Below are 18,029 nucleotides of genomic sequence, written 5' to 3' on the forward strand. Positions count from 1 at the left end.
GATATAACGGAATTCAGCCATTTCTGGACAATCCGCCATCGCCTCGCGGCCGGGCATCGGCGGCCGTCGATAATCATGACACGACGATCAGATGGGCGCTCTTCGACACCCATTCCAGCGATCGGAATGCCGATTCCACGAAAGGGATGCGCTCCGAAGCGACGCGAAACTGCTCTAAATAGACCTATGTCGTTCGATTATTGACTCGACGACGGCGCGGCTGATACTTGGCCGGGAAAAGCCATAAGAACCTGGGTGGAAAACGTCATGACGATCAAGCTGGCCGCGTCCGCCTTCGCTATGGCCTTGGCCGCCACGAGCGGCCTTGCCTCCGCGGCCGAACGGCTGACCGTCCCGCTGACCGATGGTTGGCGGTTCACCCAGGACGACGCCCTGTCCGGGGCCGAGGCGCCGGGCTTCGACGACAAGGGCTGGGCCGCCGTCAGCGTGCCCCACACCTGGAACCGCGCCGGCTACTATCTGTCGGGCGGTCCTCACCTGCACACGCCGGCCACGATCAACGCCAAGCAGGGCGTGGGCTGGTATCGCCTAGCCTTCACCGCGCCGGCCGCGATCAAGGACAGGGCCGCCTGGCTTCAGTTCGACGCCGCCAGCCGCAAGGCCTCGGTCTGGCTCAACGGCGTCCACCTGGGCGACCACGCTGGCGGCTTCTCGCGCTTCCGTCTGGACGCCAGCAAGGCGATCAAGCCAGGCCAGCCGAACCTGCTGGTCGTCAAGGTCGACGCCAGCCGGCCGGTGGCCGGCGGCCCGACCGCCGACACCCTGCCGTTGGGCGGCGACTTCTTCGTCCACGGCGGGCTCTATCGCGCGGTCAGCCTGGTCGCCACCGACAAGGCTCATTTCGACATGCTCGATTTCGGCGGCCCCGGCGTCTACGCCCGGACGACCGCGATCGGCGGCGGCAAGGCCACGGTGGCCGTGCGCTCCAAGCTCCGCAACGACGCCAAGCGTGGCGCCAAACTGGTGCTGACCACCCAGCTGGTCGACACCTCCGGCGCCGTCGCCGCCCAGGTGGCCACCCCCGTCTTGCTGGCCGCCGGCCAGTCGATCGAGGTCCCGCAGGACCTGGCCCTGGCTGACGCGCACCTGTGGCAGGGCGTCAAGGACCCCTACCTCTACCGGCTGAAGTCGGTGATCAAGGACGCCCGCGGTCAGGTCGTCGACAGCCTAGACCAGGGTTTCGGCGTCCGGCAGATCCGCATCGCCCCGGAGCAGGGCCTGATCCTGAACGGCCAGCCGCTGCGCCTGCACGGCGTGGGCTACCACCAGGACCGCGAGGGCAAGGGCTGGGCGGTCAGCGCGGCCGACACCGCCGAAGACATGGCCATCATCCGCGAGATGGGGGCCAACACGATCCGCCTGACCCACTACCAGCACGGAACCGCCATCCACGAGCTGGCCGACCAGTACGGTCTGATCCTGTGGGACGAGATCCCGTTCGTCAGCGTCATGACCCTGGCGGCCGACCAGGTCGAGCCGACGCCGGGCCTAGTCGCCGACGCCAAGCAGCAGCTCCAGGAACTGATCCGCCAGAACTACAACCATGCCTCCGTGGGCGTCTGGGGCATCGCCAACGAGGTCGACCTGCGCGGCACGCCGCCGTCGTTCATGGGCGCGGCCAAGATCGTCCAGCGCGACCCAATGCCCTTGCTCAAGGAACTGCAGGCCCTGGCCAAGGCCGAGGATCCCGACCGGGCCACGACCCAGGCTACCTGTTGCGAGGGCCTGCAGCCAAACGCGCCCGAGGTGGCCGCCATCACCGACACCAGCGGCGCCAACCGCTATTTCGGCTGGTACTACACGCCCTCGGATCTGCTGGGCCCGGCGCTCGACGCCTTGCGCAAGAAGCGTCCGGACAAGCCGTTGTCGGTCAGCGAATACGGCGCCGGCGGCGCGATCAGCCAGCACACCGACGATCCGCTGGGCGGTCCGTTCGACTCGTTCGGCCGCGCCCAGCCCGAGGAGTACCAGGCCTTCGTCCACGAGAAGAACTGGGCGATCCTCGATTCCAAGCCCTATCTGTGGGCGTCCTGGCTGTGGAACAGCTTCGACTTCGCCACCGGCGACCGCCACGAGGGCGACGGCGAGAGCATCAACACCAAGGGCTTGGTGACCTACGATCGCCAGGTCAAGAAAGACGCCTTCTACTTCTACAGGGCCAACTGGAGCGCCGAGCCGTCGGTGCACATCAGCGGCCGCCGCTATGTGGACCGCGCCTATCCGGTGACCGACGTGCGCGTCTACAGCAACGCCCCGTCCACCGACCTGGTGGTCAACGGCAAGTCCCTGGGCGCGCTGACCGACTGTCCGCAGAAGATCTGCGTCTGGAAGAGCGTCCGCCTCGCCCCGGGCGACAACACCCTGGTCGCCCAAGGTCGGTTCGAGAAAGGCCCAACCGAGGACCGCCTGACCTGGCGCCTGGCGCCCGAGGGCAAGGATCGCTTCACCATCGACAGCGGCGCCCTTCTGGTCCCGGCCGGCCTCGGCGTCCGCATGGGCTCGGACGCCTTCTTCACCGGCGGAACGGCCAAGGCGATGACAGGCCAAGGCGGCGGAGAGCCCGGCGCGGCGCCGTGGCCGGTGGCTCGCACCTATCGCGAAGGCGACTTCCGCTACCAGATCCCGGCCGCGCCGGGCCGCTACACCGTCACGCTTACCTTCGTCGAGCCGACCTACGCCAAGGGCGAGCGGGTCTTCGACGTGCTGATCAACGACAAGGTCGTGCTGGCCGACTTCGACATCGCCGGGGCGGCCAAGGGCGAGCGCGCCACCGTCATACGCAGCGTCCCCGTCGACGCGACCGACGCGGGCCTGACGATCGCCTTCAAGGGCAAGACCGGCAAGGCGATCGTCTCGTCCATCGACGCCGCGCCTCGTCCCTGAACAGGCTCTAGATTCAAACATTTGTAGCGCGTTGAGCGGGCGAAACCGCTCACACTTTCGCCCAACGCGCTCTAGGCGAAGAGTCGTCGGAGCGTCATCTGGACAAGGCGCGTCAATGTCGCTCGATCAGCCTGCGGATGGTTGATCGAGCGTACCGCCAGTCCATCGAACAGCACGTGGACGAACTCGCAGCGCGCTCGAAAGTCGCCGCCGGCCTCACCGGGACGCCTTAACGCGCTCATCAAGTCCTCGAAGGCCGCTCGCCCTTGCTGATCCACGGCGCGCAGGATCTCGGCGACGCGAGGATTGCGCGCGGCCTCGGCGGCGAACTCGGTCCTGAGCGCGACACGGCGCGGATCGAAGCACCGGTCGATCGACTGGGGGACCAGGGCGCAGATTTCGTCGAGCAAACCGGCTGGACCGCCGTCCAGGGCGTCGAGCATCGCTCGCATCTCCGCCAGATCGTCGGTGGCGATCTGAGCAATCAGCGCCTCCTTGCTCTCGAAGATCCGATAGACTTGGCCCACCCCAAGTTCGGCGCGCTCGGCGATCTCGGCCATGGCCGCGCCGTGAATGCCCGACAGGACAATGCAGTCGCGGGCCGCCTCGACGATCCGCTCACGCCGGTCGTCCTGCCCCGTCGATCGTCGTGGTTGGCGGGTCATGGACACCGTCTCCTGACATCTGGCCCGCGCTCTGTGAAGGACGCCGGGCGCCCGATAACCATCGCCATGCTCACAGCCCGTCGACGGCTACGCCTTCGCCTCGCCATCCTCGAGCGGGGCCCCGGGCGTCACGACGCGCAGGGTGACCAGCTTCGCCAGGCGCGGCCGCAGCCATTGTTCGAAGTCGTCGACGAACTCGTAGACCACCGGCACCAGGACGAGCGACAGCAGGGTCGAAGTGATCAGTCCGCCGATCACCGCCACGGCCATCGGCTGACGGAACTCCGCGCCATGCTCCAGCGCCAGGGCGGTCGGCAGCATGCCCGCGGCCATGGCCACGGTGGTCATGACGATCGGCCGCGCCCGCTCGCGGCAGGCTTCGATCAGGGCGTCGCGCTGCCGCATGCCGCCGCGCTCCAGCTCGATGGCGTACTCGACCAGCAGGATCGAATTCTTGGCCGCCAGGCCCAGCAGCATCAGGAATCCGATCAGGGACGGGATCGACAGCGCCTGATGGAAGGCCAGCAGGCCCAGGAACGCCCCGCCCACCGCCAGCGGCAGGGCCGACAGGATCACGATCGGCTTGAAGAACGAGCCGAACAGCAGGACCAGCACGCCGTAGATCATCGCCACCCCGGCGAAGATCGCCAGGCCGAAGCCTCCGAACAGCTCGGCCATCGCCTTGGCGTCCCCAATCGAGCTGGCCCGCACGCTGGCGGGCAGGGCCTTGAAGATCGGCAGGCCGTGCACCGCCTTGGTCGCCGAGCCCAGGGTGGCGCCCTCGGTCAACTCGGCCTCCACGGTCATCTGGCGCTGGCGATCCAGGCGGTCGATGCGGGCAGGCCCCGCCTGGAAGCTGACGTCGGCGACCGCCTCCAGACGGGTCGTCTCGCCGCTGGCGGTCTTCAGGCGCAGCCCGCGGACGCGGTCGAGGTCGGCGCGCGCGTCGGCCGGCAGGCGGACGCGGATCGGGATCCGTCGCTCCTTGTCATTCAGCTTGGCGACATTGGCGTCGATGTCGCCGCTGGTGGCGACGCGGGCGGCCTGGGCGATGGCGTCCACCGAGACGCCCAGGCGAGCGGCCTCGTCGGCGCGCGGGCGGATGACGATCTCCGGTCCGACCGGTGGCGCCGACGGATGCGGGTCGGCCAGCTCGGGCAGATCGCGCATCTGGCCTTGCAGCTCGAGCGCGGCGCTGGACAGCGCGTCGGGGTCGTCGCCGGTCAGAATCTGCTGGAACCCCGCTTGGCCGTCGGCCTTGAGGAAGCCGATCCGCACGTCCGGAATGGCCATGATGGCGGCGCGATAGCGCTCGCGCAGGGTCTGCCCCCTCACCTTGCGGTCGGCCTTCAGCAGCACCGTGACCGAGCCGCTGCGCAGGTCCGCGCCGCCGCCGCCTCGGAACGGGTCGCCCGAGGTCGAGCCGACCGTGGCGAAGACACCGTCCACGGCCGGTTCCTGGGCGAAGACCGCGTCGATGCGAGAGACCGCCTGGTCCATCTGCTCGATGGTCGCCCCCGGCGCGCCCTGGATTTTCAGGTTCAGATAGTCGGGGTCGCCTTCGGGCGTGAACGCGGTCGGCAGCAGCGGCAGCAGGGCCAGCGAGCCGATGAACAGAACCCCGCCGATGGCGCAGGCCAGCATTCGGTGGTCGAGGCTCCAGGTCAGGACCTTCAGGTAGGTCTTGGGCAGCGGGGCCGGCTCATGGGCCTTGGTCCGGGGCTTGAGCAGGTAGGCGGCCATCAGCGGCGTCAGCAGGCGGGCGACCACCAGCGAGAACAGCACCGCCACCGAGATGGTCAGGCCGAACTCCTTGAAGAACTGGCCGGCGATGCCCGGCATGAAGCTGACCGGGGCGAACACCACCACGATGGCGAAGGTGGTGGCGACCACGGCCAGGCCGATCGCGTCGGCGCCTTCCATGGCCGCGTCATAGGGCTGGTAGCCGGCGGCCACCCGCTTCTCGATATTCTCGATCTCGACGATGGCGTCATCGACCAGAATGCCGATGACCAGGGTCAGGGCCAGGAGGGTCACGACGTTCAGCGAGAAGCCCAGGAACGCCATGGCCGCGAAGGTCGGGATCAGCGAGATCGGCATGGCCGCCGCCGTGATCAGGGTCGCGCGCCAGTCCTTCAGGAAGAAGAAGACCACGACCGCCGCCAGCGCCATGCCTTCCAGCAGCACACCGCGGGTGGCCTCGAAGCTGGTGCGCGTTTCGTCGACCGTCGCCGAGATCCGCGTGAAATGAACCTCGGGCCGGGCCTTTTCCAACGCCGCCAGAGCCTTGATCACCCTATCGTCCACGGCCACGTCGCTGGCCTCGCGGGTCTTCATGACCTGGAAGCCGACCACGGGGCGGCCGTTCAGCCGGGCGAAGCCCCGCGCCTCGGCCGAGCCGTCCCCGACCTCGGCGATGTCGGCCAAGCGGACATAGCCGCCGCCGCTGGTGGGAATGGTCAGGTCACGCAGCTTGTCGGTCGTCTCGACCTGGCCCAGGATACGGATCGTCTGTTCACGGCTGCCGATCTCGACGCGGCCGCCGCCGGCGTTCAGCTGGAAGCCGGCCAGGGCGCTGTTGACGTCGGCCGCGGTCAGCCCCCGCGCGGTCAGCTTGTCCGGGTCGACCAGGACGTTGATCTCGCGATTGACCCCGCCGACCCGCGTGACCTGGGCCACGCCCTTCTCGGCCTGCAACGCGCGGGCGATGGTGTCGTCGACGAACCACGACAGCTGGGCGTCCGACAGCCCGTCGACCGAGACCGCGTAGGTCATGATCGGGGCGCTGTCGATCTCCACCCGCTGGACCGTGGGCGCGTCGATGTCGCGCGGCAGTTGGGCGCGAACCTGCTCGATCTTGGTGCGGACCTCGTCGGTCTTCTTCTGCAGGTCCTCGCCCATCTGGAAGGTGATGTTGGTGGTCGAGGCGCCCTGGGTCACCACCGACTGGACGTTCTCGACGTTGGAGACGCCGGCGACGGCGTCCTCCACCTGGCGGGTGATCTGGGTTTCGATCTCGCCGGGCGAGGCGCCGTTCTGGGTGACGGTGACCGACACCATCGGCAGCTGCACATTGGGATACTGCTTGATCGGCAGCTGCAGATAGCTGAGTACGCCCGCCAGCAGCAGGGCCAGGAACAGCACCGTCACCGGGATCGGATTGCGGATGGCCCAGGCGGAGATCTTCAGGCCATCGCCCGTGGTCGGCGCGATCATCGGCCCGTCCCCGCCAGGCTCGCGCTCACCACCGGGCGCACCTTGTCGCCGTCGACCAGCAAGGCCGCGGCGTTCTCGACGATCCGCGCGCCGACCGAAGGTCCGGCGGTCAGCCGGACCCAGCCCGCCCCGCGATCCCCGGTCTTGACCGCCACGCGCCGCACGCGGTCGCCGGCCTCGACCACCATGACGCTGGCCCCGCCGGCGTCATAGCGCACCGCGCTCTCGGGGACCGAAAGGCCCTGGTCCGCCGCGTCGCTGAACACGGCGCGGCCAAAGCCGCCCGCGCGGATGTCGGGACGGACCGGCAGGGTCAGGCGCACGTAGCCCAGCTTGGATTTCGCATCGATCTGCGGGCTGATCAGGCGTACGCGACCCGTCGCGGTCGCGCCGCTGGGCAGGGTGACGCTGGCCGACTGGCCGACGCGGATCCTGGCCAGCTCGGCCTCGGCCAACTGGGCCTGAAGCTCGATCTGGCCATCCCGCGCCAGGCGGAACCAGGCGGCCTGGCCCGCCGACGCCGCGTCGCCCGGCCGCACGCCGCGTTCCAGGACAACGCCGCCGACCGGCGCCGTCACGGCAAGCTTGCCGCGACGGATCTGCAGGTCGCGCAGCGCCGCCTTCTGGGCCTGCACCGTGGCCAGGGCGGCCTTGGCCTGGAAGCGCCGCTGATTGATCTGCTCCTGGGCCAGGTCGCCCGAACCGTCGAGGCCGTTGGTGCGATTGGCCTGGTCCACGGCCTGGGCGGCCTGGGCCTCGGCCTGAGCGACCAGAGCCGCCTGCTGGGCGATCTGGGCTTCGATCAGGGCCGGGTCGAGGCGGGCCAGCACCTGTCCCGCCCGGACCGTATCGCCGACGTCCGCCAGGACCGCCGTGACGCGATAGCCGCTGACCTCGGGCGTGACGGCGGCTTCCTCGCGCGGCGTCAGGTCGCCCGTGGCGACGAGGCTGCCGGCGACGGCGCGCGGCGCAAGGGTGATCACCGATACCGAACGCAGCTCGGCCGCGCGGGACGCGGCTGGACGTGGGGTCCGATGACATCCGGCCAGGACCGGCGCGGCGGCGGCGACGAGCAGGGTCGCCGCCAGCAGCTTTTTGGAAGAGGTCATTTCGAGCTCGCGACAGACGAATAGCGGTCGACGGGCCAACCGCCGCCGAGGGCCTGGTAAGCCTGCACGGCCCGCCGGACGGCCTGCACCTGAGCCGAGGTCAGCTGGGTGCGCGTCGTCCGCCAGGCCTGTTCGGCCGACAGGGTGGATTGAAGATCGGTAAGGCCGCGGCCGTAGTTGGCGCGGGCGGCGCGATAGGCGCGCGCGGCGCGGGCTTCGCCATCGGCCAGCAGGACGATCTGGCTGCGGTCGGCGTCCAGGCCCACCAGCGCGGCCTCGGAGTCCTTGAAAGCGTTGCGCAGCGTCCGTTCGTAGGCGATGGCCGCCTGGGCGGCCTGGGCCTTCTGCACGCCCGCCTGCGACAGCAGCCTGGGCATGTCGAACAACGGCTGGCTCAAGGCCAGGCCTAGGCTGGCCGTGGTGGTCGCGCCGCCTGTCGAGGGGCGCGAGTAGCCGAGGCCGGGAATGAAGCTGACCGTCGGCAACAGCGCCAGGCGGGCCAGATTGGCGCGCCCCGACGCGGCGGCCAGGCGCGCCTCGGCTTCACGCACGTCGGGGCGGCGGGTCAGCAGGTCGCCGGGCACCAGGGCGGGCGGAGCCGGCGCGACCCCGACATCGGCGGCGATCGCGATCGAAGCGGTGGGGTCGACCACCCGGCCGACCAGGATCAGCAGCGCCCGTTTCTGGGCCTGCAACTGCGCTTCCAGCGACGCGACCCTGGCGTTGGACTGCGAGAGGTCGCCGGCGACCCGGTCGGCGTCGGCGTCGGCCGACAGGCCGGCCCGCGCCCGCCGCTCGGTCATGTCGTAGAGCTCTTTCTGGACCCGAGCGCTCTCGTGCGCGTCCTGCAGCTGGATGGCCAGGCCGCGCGCCTGGAAGTAGCTGTCGGCGACCTCGGCGGCCACCGAGGCGCGGGTCCCTTCATAGGCGAACCGCGCGGCGGCGAAGTCGGCCTTGGCGATCCGGCTGGCGGTGGGCAGCCGTCCGAACAGATCGACCTGCCAGCTGACGTCGAAATCGCCCGTAGTGATGCGCAGGTTGGTGGCGGCGCCGCCCGCCTTGGTGCGCTGTTTCAGATACGAGGCGCTGGGATCGCCTTGCGGCAGGAAGCTGGTCAGGGCGCCGGACTTGGCGGCCCGCGCCTCGGCCAGGCGGGCGGCGGCGTCCTGCGCGTCCAGGCCGGTCGCCAGCGCCTCGTCGACCAGTTGGTCCAGCAGCGGGTCGCCGAACCGGGCCCACCAGCGATCCAGCGACACGACGTCGACTGTCGTCGCCAAGGAGCCTTCATAGGCGACCGGCAGCCTCAGGTCGGTCTTGGGCGGCGCGGCGCATCCGGCCAGCGCCAGGCCGGTTCCGACCAACAGCGCCGTCAGCCGCGCGGTGGCGACGCAGGTGTCCGGACGCCGCGAGGAAGCGCGTCGCTTCGTGCCGCCGATCAATGGCGCGCCGTCCATGGTTCCCTCCCGACCGTTCCGCGCGATCATAATTGAACGGTATCGTTCATTTATTTGATCGTCGAATAGGCTCCTGTTGTCAAGCCTCGGTTTTGAGCCCTTGTGACGCATAAGTTCCGTCAAAGGCGCTACTTCTCTCGGCCTTGGGCATGTCGGATCGACGGCCCCTGCGCCGTCGGACCGGCCACCTGGCGGAGCTTTTTCACCGACCTAGCCAACGCGAAGAACGCGGCGCGCGTTCGATTTTCGAGATCGAACTTTATGATCCATAATATATCATAACTTAGCGTCCACGCCGGGATGCCTCAAACCGCGAGCCGAGCGCCGATGACCTCCGCAGCCCCCGAAACCTGGAACCTGACCGTCCAGACCCCGATCGGCCCGCAAGCCTCGGTGGCCACCTTCATCCGGGAGGGCCAGGCCCTGACCGGCCGCATCGACGGAAAGCTCGGCGGCGAGGAAATCATCGAAGGCCAGATCGACGGCGACACCCTCAGATGGGTGAACGACGTCAAGAAGCCCGCCAAGATCAAGCTGTCGTTCGAGGTGACGCTGGCCGACGCCCGCCTCTCCGGCAAGGTCAGGATGGGCATGTTCGGGACCTTCAACGTCACCGGCGAGCGCGCCTGAAGATGGCCGGGCCTGGGGAGCGAACGCCTAGCGCCGGGCGCGGGACGACGCGGGAAGGTCCAGCTTGCGCCGCAGGGCCTCGATGCGCGGGCCGCCGCTGACGACCAGGGGCGCGATCACAAGGTCGGCGAGGAGCTGCGCCACCCTCCCCTGCTCGACGGGCTGCGCCTGGCGCAACCACCAGGTCAGGATGTCGAGCACGCCGCCGATCGCGAACGGCACCACCAGATCGCGCGGCGGCCACCCGCCGCCGCCCTCGTCCGCGTCGCCGACCAGATTGGCCTGGCGGATGAACTCCTCCCGCAGGATGCCCGCCGCCCCGCCCGTGAGCAGCGCCGACCAAAGGGCGCGGCGGGCATCCACATAGGCGCAGAGGGCCAGGGCCGAGGCCCGCGCGTCGACCGACGCCAGCACCGGCAGAGTCAGGTCGATCAGCCCCCGGATCTGCGCGGACGCGAGGCTGCCCAGCAGGGCCTGCTTGTCGGCGAAATGGCGAAAGAAGGTGGCGTAGCCGACCCCTGCCCGCTGGGTGATGTCCTGGATGGTGATCTGGTCGAAGGGGAACTCTTCCAGAAGCGACAGCAGGCCTCCGGTCAGGGCCGCGCGGGATCTCCGCCGACGGCGATCCATGCGCGCTTCGCCCTCTAGCCTTCCCGCCACCGCGATCCGTCTCCGTGCCGTCGCCGAAGCTTGGGCCATGGTCGGCGGGCAAGGTCAATCGGCGCGCTCTCCTGTCGCCAACGAAAAAAGGGCCGGCGAAGCGCCGGCCCTTCTCGATCCGTGGGCGTCGCCCGATCAGCGCGCCCCGAAGGCGTACCTCAGCGACACCCCGATCTCCCGCGGCGGCGTATAGCTGGTCCAGCGATAGCCGCTCTGACCGAAGAACGTGGTCACCCCGCCCGCCGGGGTCGTGTAGTCCACATCCCGGCTGGTCTCGACGCCCGTCTTGGTCAGGTTGCGGGCGAAGATGTTGATGTCCCACGCGCCGTCCGGCGAGCGCACGCCGGCGAAGAGGTTGAGCAAGCCGTAGTTCGGGACCGTGTAGCTGGCATTCCGGCGCTTGTTCTCCGGATAGTAGCTGAGCAGCCCCCGGACATAGGCCTCCACGCCGCCGACCGGACGCCAATATTCGCTTTGCAGCGTCCCGCTCCACAGCGGTTCGCGCGACGTCGACTGATCGGACTTGCAGGTCGCCACGTGGATGTCGCGGGACCGGAAGTCGGTCACGGTCGGGACGCCCGAGTCCGGAACGCCGTCGAAGTTACCGTCGCGGCACGGCACGGTGTCGTTGTCGACCTTGCCATCGGCGTAGCTGATCCCGCCGCTGATGCTCCAGTTCGGCGTGACCTGGAAAGCGCCATCGAAGTCGAAGCCCTTGACGATCGAATCGGCGCCGACATTGAAGGTCGAGTTCGATACCGACACGGTCGCGCCGTTCGCCTGGAGATAGGGGATCGACGTCACCTGAAACAACAGGCCGTCGTACTTCTGGTAGAAGGCGGCCAGGTTCAGGCGAAGGCGACGGTCGAGCCAGTTGGTCTTGACGCCAGCCTCGAACGACTTTGACTTTTCGTCCGGCAGGAAGATCAGGCTGGACAGGACCGGGTCGTTCTCGGCGTTGGCTAGGGCGAAGTTGTTGGCCCCGCGCCGCCAGGAGGTGGCGAAGGTGCCGTAGGACAGCACCTGGTCCGAGAAGCGGTGCGAGATCGACAGATTGTAGACCGTCGGCTTCTCGGTGTTCTTCTGCGAGCTGTTCTGGACCGGCGTCTTGCCGGCCGCGATCGGGATGTCACAGAAACCGCCACCATAGGTGCTGGCGAAGCCGGCGGCCGAGCACGGGAAGCCGATGGCGCGCGAGATCATGCCCGCGCCGAGGAACACCGTCTGGACGTTGTCGACCTTGGAGACAATGTGGCGCACGCCGCCCGAGACCTCGGTCGCCTCGCCCAGATGCAGGCGAACATTGGCGAAGACCGAGTTTTCGGTTGCGCTGTTGTCGACGTTGATCAGGGTCGGAAGGCTGAAGCGGCTGTCGAGCACGCCGGGGTTGGCCGGGGCGCCGGGGGAGCCGAAAGATCCGGCCAGGAACGAGGCGACCTGGGTCCCGCCGGTCTTGCTCGGCGTCTTCGAATAGAAGTAGCCGACCGTGTAGTCGATCAGGCGGTCGCTACCGATCGACGACAGCCGGATTTCGTGCGTCGTCTGGGTGTTTTTGGTGTTGAGGTTCTGGAAGTAGCTACGCCCGATCAGCACGTTGCCATAGTCCAGCGCGCCGACCGTGGTGCTGTCGCCCTTGGTGTAGCCGCCGACATAGCTCAGGCGTTGACCTAGCACTTCCCAGTTCAGCTGGGCGCTCAGGAAATCGTTGTCCGAATAGTTGAAGCGCGGCGAGTCATCGACGTCCAGGCGCTGCGAGGCGGTGATCGCCGGGCCGTTATAGCCCGCCGGCGCGGCCGCGGAGACGCCGCCCAGCGCGCCATTGCCTTCGACCTGGGTGAACTGGCGCTTGTGGCTGTTGAGCTTCTGGTAGCTGACCGTAGCGTCGAAGCTCTCAGTCGGCGTGAAGTTCACGCTGATCCTGCCGCTTCGCGTGCTCTTCACCGGCAGGAAGGCGCTGTTAATGCTGGTGACGAAGTCGCCCTTGTTCTCGTCGACGACGCCGGCCAGACGCACGCCCAGGACGCCGTCGATCAGCGGGATGTTCGCCGCGCCCTGCAGGTTGCGGCCGCCGTGGTCGGTCGCCTGGGCGCTGACATAGCCGCCGTAGTCGTGGGTGTCGGCGCGCCGCGTGGTCAGGGTGATGGCGCCGGACGGCGCGGTGCGGCCGCGCAGCGTGCCTTGCGGTCCGCGCAGGACCTCGATCGCCTGGATGTCGTAAACGGCCTGGAAGGCCACTGTACCGTCGATCGGCACGTCGTTCTGGTAGATGTCGACCGTCGGCGAGGCCTGGGTGCTGGCGTCGTAGGAAACGCCGCGGATCGACGGCGCGGGCGAGCGGCCGGCGGTGACGCTGGACGTGCCAAGGCTCAGGCCCGGCACCAGGGCCGCGACATCCTGGAACTGGGTGATCGCCAGCTTCTTCAACGAGTCGCCGCTGACCGCCGAAACCGTCGTGGGCACGTTCTGCAGGTTTTCCGCTTGCCGGCGGGCGGTGACGATGACCTCGCCCACGGTCTCGGGCTCGGCGGCCGGTTTGGCGGCTGTCTGCGCATGGACCGCGCCGGCGCTCAAGGTCAGAACACTGACCCCCGCGAGCATCATGATCCGAGTATTGTTCATTTCACCCTCCCTGTTCCCCAGGCCGACCCGACGCCCGGCGGTCGCCGTGTTCCGATGGGCGGCGACCTGTTTTGTTTTTCGAGGACAGCCACGAACGCTCGCGCCCAGGCCAAGCTCGTCCGCGCCCCCTCGGGCAAGGCGAACTCCACGGTGGGCCGGAAGGCGTTAGCCGTCCAAGACGTGCGAAAGCACCCGTTCGTCTCCATCCACTCACGCCGACCCTAAAAGGTCGGTCTTGATCGTTGCTGTCCGCCCGTACTGTTCGGGCTGGCCAGAAACGCGCCCGCGAAGCTTTTCGCGAGGCGCTCGCGACGCCGTGAAAAGCTAGGCCGGCGCCGCTGACTTGCGTTGTAAACTGTCCTGACCAGTGGTCAACCAAAAAAAGAGACGCAGTCGTTCAATTAGATTCCTCAATCCACCCGCCGACAGAGCGCGCACCTGCGTGTTCCGGGGAGATCACGCGAAAACGCGGTCGTCAGAGCGACAATTTGACGCTGATGTATGATTGATGGTGATCCGGCGCTCCGGCGGCGGGCGAAAGGCCTGCCCGGCGGTCGGCGACGGCCTAACCGCGCGATCGCGGCGACGAGGCCCGCCCGTGGCGGGCCGCCCCGCGAAGAGGCCTCGGCGATGCGATCGCCGAGGCTTTAGATTCAAACATTTAGAGCGCGTTTAGCGGGCGAAACCGCTCACACTTTCGCCCAACGCGCTCCAGGCGCCTACTTCGCGCCGAGCTTGGCGAAGTCGGCGTCGATGTCGGTAAGCTTCTGGTCGGTGACGGTGTCTGCGGAGTACTGCTGGATAGCCTTCAGCGTCATGCCGCGCGCCATGTTGATCTGTTCGTTGGCGACCAGCTCGGGCAGATGCTTTTTCACCACCGCCGTCGCGGCGGGATTATCCAGGATATCGCCGACCGCGGTTTCGGCGGTCTTGAACTTGGCGGCCTGGGCCGCGCCCGGCAGGTTGGCCGGATCGGCGCCGGCGGCCGCCGGAGCGGTCTGGGCGGCCTGAGCCATGACGGTCATCGGGGCGACCAGCAGCGCGGCGGCGAGAGCGAGGGAAGTTAGACGCATGGGGGATCTCGTTGTTGTGGACGTTCCTCGAACGCGATCATGGCGCGGGACCGCACAAAGGCAACCGTAATTGCACGATAGCGGTCGATATTATCGCGGAATGTTGTAGGCTCGCCGCTCGGCGGCCCGGTCCGATGAATCGGGTTGCTCCACTCGCGACAATCGTGAGAGCTGGGCTCATGGCTCTCGCCGAAAGATTTGGATACCGACTTGGCTAGAAGGTCCATGACCGCCGCTCGCCCGCAAGACACCATGGGTCAAGACTCGCAGGACGCCCCGCCGCAAGCGCCGCTGCGCCCGGGCCGCCCGACCACGGCCCGCTCCGAGGCGATCAATCCCGCCATCCTGGCGGCCGCGCGCGAACATTTCCTGGCCATGGGCTTCGACGCCACGCCCATGGAATCCGTCGCCGCGGCGGCCGGCATCGCCAAGGGCACGCTCTATTCGCGCTATCCCACCAAGGAAGCCCTGCTGCACGCCGTGGTCGCCGACCGCGTGCAGGCTTGGCAGGCCGCCGCCGACGCCCGCAACGGCCCGATGCCGGCGGATCTCAAGCAGCGCCTTAACCATATCGCCCGTTCGATCCTGGAATCGCTGGCCTCCGAGGAAATCCACGCCTTCCAGCGCGTGCTGACCAGCAGCTCGGACGCTGGCGGCGAATTGGCCCGCGCCCTCCACGAGGCCGGACATCGAAACGCCATCGACCTGCTGACCCGCAGCCTGGTCGAAAGCACCAGCAACTTCCCCGCCCCGCCCCGCGATCCGGCCCGGGTCGCGGAGATGCTGATGGCCATGCTGATGGGCTGGTACGACGCCCATCAGCGCGTCCGCGAGATCAGCCACGAGGAAGCGATGGCCTATGCCGAACACGCCGTCGACGTGCTGTTCCATGGTCGCATGGCCTGGTAGCCACCATCTGGACGCCTGCGTCGAATTCGTTCACTTGGCGATCCCGCCCACCTGTCGGAACGGCAGGACTGGAAATTGGTCAGGCCAGTTCAGGCGCGCGAAGCCGTGAACCCGGGTGACTCCCCTGCCCCGAGCCGCTAGCAAGAGGCGGACGAAACGCGGGCGGGGCGACATGAGCGCGGTTGACGACGGGGCTCGACTGAACATGGAGAAGGCGCCGTTCACCGCCCGGCGCGGACGCCCCAGCGCCGCCCAGCTGGCGGCGATCTCGGAAACCATCCTCTCGACCGCCCAGGCTTTGTTCCTCTCGCAGGGCTACGCCAACACCTCTATGGAGGCGATCGTCGCCGCCTCCGGCGTGTCCAAGGCCACCCTCTACGCCCGCTACGCCAACAAGCACGAACTGTTCCAGGCCATCGTCGAGGCGCGAATGCAGGCTTGGCAGGCCGCCGCGGCGGCGGACAGCGCCGCCGAGGACGAACGCCCCGACCAGGACATCGCGGGCTGGCTGCGCCACCGCGCGATCTCGATGCTGCAAGCGTTGAGGCAACCGGAAATCCGCGCCTTCGACCATCTGGTCGTGTCCGAGGGACCGCGCTTTCCGGAGCTGGCGCGCCTGTTCCACGAGATGGGCTACATGCTGAACGTCCGGGCGATCGCCACACGCCTCTCGCGTGCCGACGGCCAGGCCTCGCCGACCGAGCAGACCCTGCTGGCCGCCAAGCTGTTCGCCTCGGGCCTGGTCGGGTGGATCCGCCAGGAGTCCGGCGTTGGCGAGGTGACCGACTCGGCGTGCGAGGCGGCGGCCGAGATGATGGCGCGCCTGCTGATCGACGGACAATCAGCCTGGCGCGCCGGGTAGGAAGGTCAGGCCAGCTCGAGCAGGGCCACGCCCTCGGGCGGCAGGTCGAGGACCAACTCTCGCGTGGCGCTCAGCTTCAGCACGTGCGGCGCTGGCAGCTCGGCGGCCGCGCGGATCTTGGCCAGTTGCTCGCGCGTGGGGTACTGCGGCGATCCCAGCGCGCGCCAGGCCGGATAGGGCGAGCCGCGTTCCATGTCGACATAGCTGACCTTGACGGCCTGGCCCGCCTTGGCGCCCTTCAGCCGCACGCGATAGCGCTTGGCCTCGCCGACCACCTTGCGCACGCTGTTGGCGCCCGGGATGCCGCTGGCCTGCGGCGCGTCGGCCAGGTTCCAGACCATGACGGCGCTGCCGCCGCCTGTCCGCCGCGAGGCCAGGGCCGGTCCCTCGGCCTTCAGGCGCCGCGTTCCCAGCCTGTTGAGCAGCTTGAAGGTGTTGAAGGTCGGGCGCGCGACGTTGCGGGCCGAGAACAGCCCCCAGGCGTTGTCGCCCTCCTTGAAGATGAAGTTGGGGACCAGCACTTCCTCGAACTTGCTGATCTGCCAGTAGGACATGCCCCTCAGATAGGGCAGGCAACCCTTGATGATGTGGGCGATCATCGCCGGGCTGTCGGACGACCATTCGCCCAGCCACAGCTCGGCGTTCTTGTAGGCGCTGGCGGCGATCTGGTCGCTGACCTGCTTCATGGCCGCGGCGTAGACTTCGTTCTGGGTGTACTTGCCCGCCTGACCGAACACCTTGACCTGGTTGTCGCCGGCATAGAGGTGGGTCGAGACGAAATCGACCGGCAGGCTGTTCTGGGCGCAATAGGCCAGGAACTCCGGGATCCACTGGACCTTCGAGGTGGCGGGGCCGCCGACCTTCAGGGTCGGATCGACGCTCCGGACCGCCTCGACCGAGGCCTTGTAGAGCTCGAAATACTGCTGCTGGGTGCCGCTCCAGAAGAAGCCCAGGTCGGGCTCGTTCCACACCTCGAAGTACCATTGCCGCACCTCGGCCGCGCCGTATCGATCGACCAGGTGGCGCACGAACAGGACGACAAAGGCCTTCCAGTCGTCCAGCGACGCCGGCGGGGTGATGTTGCCGCGATAGGTGCCGAAGTTGGCGGTTCCGCTGGCCAACTTGCTGGGCATGAAGCTGAGCTCGACGAACGGCTTCATGCCCGTCTCAAGGACCCCGTCATAGACGGTGTCGACGTTCTGGAAGTTGAAGCTCTGGCCCGCGGCGCCGATCGCGCCCTTGGGTCGCACCGCCATCTCGTCGTCGTTGAAGATGCCGTGGAAGCGAACCCGCTTGACGCCCGCCTCCTTGTAGGCGCGCTTGGCGTCCAGGCGCCATTCCTCGCGCATGGTCAGGCCGGCCCGGTCGGAGCCGACGCACTCGGACCAGATGTGGGCCAGCGCGCCCTCATCGATCGTCAGATCGACATCCACGGTCTCGGTGGGAAGCGCCGGGAGCGGAGCCCTCGCCCAAGCCGCGCCGGACAAGGCGGAGGTGGCGGCCAGGGCGCCGGCCGTGGCGATAAGATCCCGTCGGTTCATCATGCTTCCTCCGTTGCCCGGCCGCGACTGCGATCGGCCCGACGATCATGGGCGCGCCCTCGGCGCTTCTTCGCGCGCTCGATGGACAGGCCGGGAGCCGCCTCGCGGTCCGTGGCCAGGATCATCAATGGCGGCGCTTTAGCTGGCAAGCTAAATTATACGATGACGATCAATTAAATCAGCTATCGAAACCACATTGGCCCGTTTCGCCCCTGCGAACGCGACGCCACCGAAGGCGCAAGTCTGGCCTGGGCATGTCTAGTCGTGCACCCAGAACGATCTGATGCCAGAACGATCTGATGCCAGAACGATCTGATGGAAGCGACAAATGTCGATTCCTCGCCCGCCAACGGCAGCCCCGACCGAACCAAAGCCATTTGACGAGAT

12 protein-coding genes are annotated in these 18,029 nt (G+C 68.2%); 4 read left to right on the forward strand and 8 right to left on the reverse strand.

The genetic code is table 11. The annotated features are described in order from the left end of the window. The first annotated feature begins 267 nt into the window (after window positions 1-267). On the forward strand, window positions 268-2,904 hold the full coding sequence (locus tag AC07NX_RS11785; RefSeq protein ID WP_494641965.1) for a glycoside hydrolase family 2 TIM barrel-domain containing protein: 2,637 nt from the start codon (window positions 268-270) through the stop codon (window positions 2,902-2,904). 71 nt (window positions 2,905-2,975) lie between these two features. Here AC07NX_RS11785 and AC07NX_RS11790 read toward each other — a convergent pair whose 3' ends face one another. The 4 genes from AC07NX_RS11790 to AC07NX_RS11805 form a co-directional block, all read right to left on the reverse strand. After that, entirely contained in the window at window positions 2,976-3,569 is a 594-nt protein-coding gene (locus AC07NX_RS11790) for a TetR/AcrR family transcriptional regulator (protein ID WP_494641966.1), read from the reverse strand. An 87-nt stretch (window positions 3,570-3,656) separates the two neighbouring features. Continuing rightward, on the reverse strand, window positions 3,657-6,785 hold the full coding sequence (locus tag AC07NX_RS11795) for an efflux RND transporter permease subunit (protein WP_494641967.1): 3,129 nt from the start codon (window positions 6,783-6,785) through the stop codon (window positions 3,657-3,659). Next, window positions 6,782-7,894, reverse strand: coding sequence for an efflux RND transporter periplasmic adaptor subunit (locus AC07NX_RS11800; RefSeq protein WP_494641968.1), 1,113 nt, complete (start codon window positions 7,892-7,894; stop codon window positions 6,782-6,784). Before AC07NX_RS11800 ends, AC07NX_RS11795 begins: the two co-directional genes overlap by 4 nt. Then, the gene (locus AC07NX_RS11805; RefSeq protein ID WP_494641969.1) at window positions 7,891-9,348 is read right to left on the reverse strand and encodes an efflux transporter outer membrane subunit; all 1,458 of its coding nucleotides are present in this window, start codon (window positions 9,346-9,348) and stop codon (window positions 7,891-7,893) included. Before AC07NX_RS11805 ends, AC07NX_RS11800 begins: the two co-directional genes overlap by 4 nt. Before the next feature lie 327 nt (window positions 9,349-9,675). On the opposite strand from AC07NX_RS11805, the gene AC07NX_RS11810 reads away from it, so the two are divergent. Then, window positions 9,676-9,978 (forward strand): hypothetical protein, encoded by a 303-nt coding sequence (locus tag AC07NX_RS11810; RefSeq protein WP_494641970.1) that lies wholly within the window; start codon window positions 9,676-9,678, stop codon window positions 9,976-9,978. A gap of 27 nt (window positions 9,979-10,005) precedes the next feature. On the opposite strand, the gene AC07NX_RS11815 is transcribed toward AC07NX_RS11810, so the two are convergent. The 3 genes from AC07NX_RS11815 to AC07NX_RS11825 all read right to left on the reverse strand — a co-directional run bounded on the left by AC07NX_RS11815 (window position 10,006) and on the right by AC07NX_RS11825 (window position 14,330). Then, entirely contained in the window at window positions 10,006-10,608 is a 603-nt protein-coding gene (locus AC07NX_RS11815; protein WP_494641971.1) for a TetR/AcrR family transcriptional regulator, read from the reverse strand. Between the two features lie 165 nt (window positions 10,609-10,773). Further along, a complete protein-coding gene (locus AC07NX_RS11820; protein ID WP_494641972.1) occupies window positions 10,774-13,257 on the reverse strand; it encodes a TonB-dependent receptor in 2,484 nt (827 codons plus the stop codon). A gap of 719 nt (window positions 13,258-13,976) precedes the next feature. Beyond that, window positions 13,977-14,330 (reverse strand): hypothetical protein, encoded by a 354-nt coding sequence (locus AC07NX_RS11825; RefSeq protein ID WP_494641973.1) that lies wholly within the window; start codon window positions 14,328-14,330, stop codon window positions 13,977-13,979. Window positions 14,331-14,555: 225 nt separating this feature from the next. Between AC07NX_RS11825 and AC07NX_RS11830 the strand changes: the two genes are divergently transcribed. Together AC07NX_RS11830 and AC07NX_RS11835 are read left to right on the forward strand one after the other, a co-directional pair. Then, the gene (locus AC07NX_RS11830) at window positions 14,556-15,239 is read left to right on the forward strand and encodes a TetR/AcrR family transcriptional regulator (protein ID WP_494641974.1); all 684 of its coding nucleotides are present in this window, start codon (window positions 14,556-14,558) and stop codon (window positions 15,237-15,239) included. A 172-nt stretch (window positions 15,240-15,411) separates the two neighbouring features. Then, window positions 15,412-16,101: a TetR/AcrR family transcriptional regulator gene (locus tag AC07NX_RS11835; RefSeq protein WP_494641975.1), complete on the forward strand. Its 690-nt coding sequence runs from the start codon at window positions 15,412-15,414 to the stop codon at window positions 16,099-16,101. A 5-nt stretch (window positions 16,102-16,106) separates the two neighbouring features. Here AC07NX_RS11835 and AC07NX_RS11840 read toward each other — a convergent pair whose 3' ends face one another. After that, a complete protein-coding gene (locus AC07NX_RS11840; protein WP_494641976.1) occupies window positions 16,107-17,642 on the reverse strand; it encodes a GH39 family glycosyl hydrolase in 1,536 nt (511 codons plus the stop codon). Between the last annotated feature and the right edge of the window lie 387 nt (window positions 17,643-18,029).

This window comes from Caulobacter sp. GW821-FHT09A05, from assembly GCF_059418465.1.

Coding starts and splice junctions, on each gene's coding strand:
- AC07NX_RS11810 (WP_494641970.1), top strand. CDS start 9,676: ATGACCTCCGCAGCCCCCGAAACCTGGAACCTGACCGTCCAGACCCCG.
- AC07NX_RS11795 (WP_494641967.1), bottom strand. CDS start 6,785: ATGATCGCGCCGACCACGGGCGATGGCCTGAAGATCTCCGCCTGGGCC.
- AC07NX_RS11835 (WP_494641975.1), top strand. CDS start 15,412: ATGAGCGCGGTTGACGACGGGGCTCGACTGAACATGGAGAAGGCGCCG.
- AC07NX_RS11840 (WP_494641976.1), bottom strand. CDS start 17,642: ATGAACCGACGGGATCTTATCGCCACGGCCGGCGCCCTGGCCGCCACC.
- AC07NX_RS11805 (WP_494641969.1), bottom strand. CDS start 9,348: ATGGACGGCGCGCCATTGATCGGCGGCACGAAGCGACGCGCTTCCTCG.
- AC07NX_RS11790 (WP_494641966.1), bottom strand. CDS start 3,569: ATGACCCGCCAACCACGACGATCGACGGGGCAGGACGACCGGCGTGAG.
- AC07NX_RS11785 (WP_494641965.1), top strand. CDS start 268: ATGACGATCAAGCTGGCCGCGTCCGCCTTCGCTATGGCCTTGGCCGCC.
- AC07NX_RS11800 (WP_494641968.1), bottom strand. CDS start 7,894: ATGACCTCTTCCAAAAAGCTGCTGGCGGCGACCCTGCTCGTCGCCGCC.
- AC07NX_RS11815 (WP_494641971.1), bottom strand. CDS start 10,608: ATGGATCGCCGTCGGCGGAGATCCCGCGCGGCCCTGACCGGAGGCCTG.
- AC07NX_RS11820 (WP_494641972.1), bottom strand. CDS start 13,257: ATGAACAATACTCGGATCATGATGCTCGCGGGGGTCAGTGTTCTGACC.
- AC07NX_RS11825 (WP_494641973.1), bottom strand. CDS start 14,330: ATGCGTCTAACTTCCCTCGCTCTCGCCGCCGCGCTGCTGGTCGCCCCG.
- AC07NX_RS11830 (WP_494641974.1), top strand. CDS start 14,556: ATGACCGCCGCTCGCCCGCAAGACACCATGGGTCAAGACTCGCAGGAC.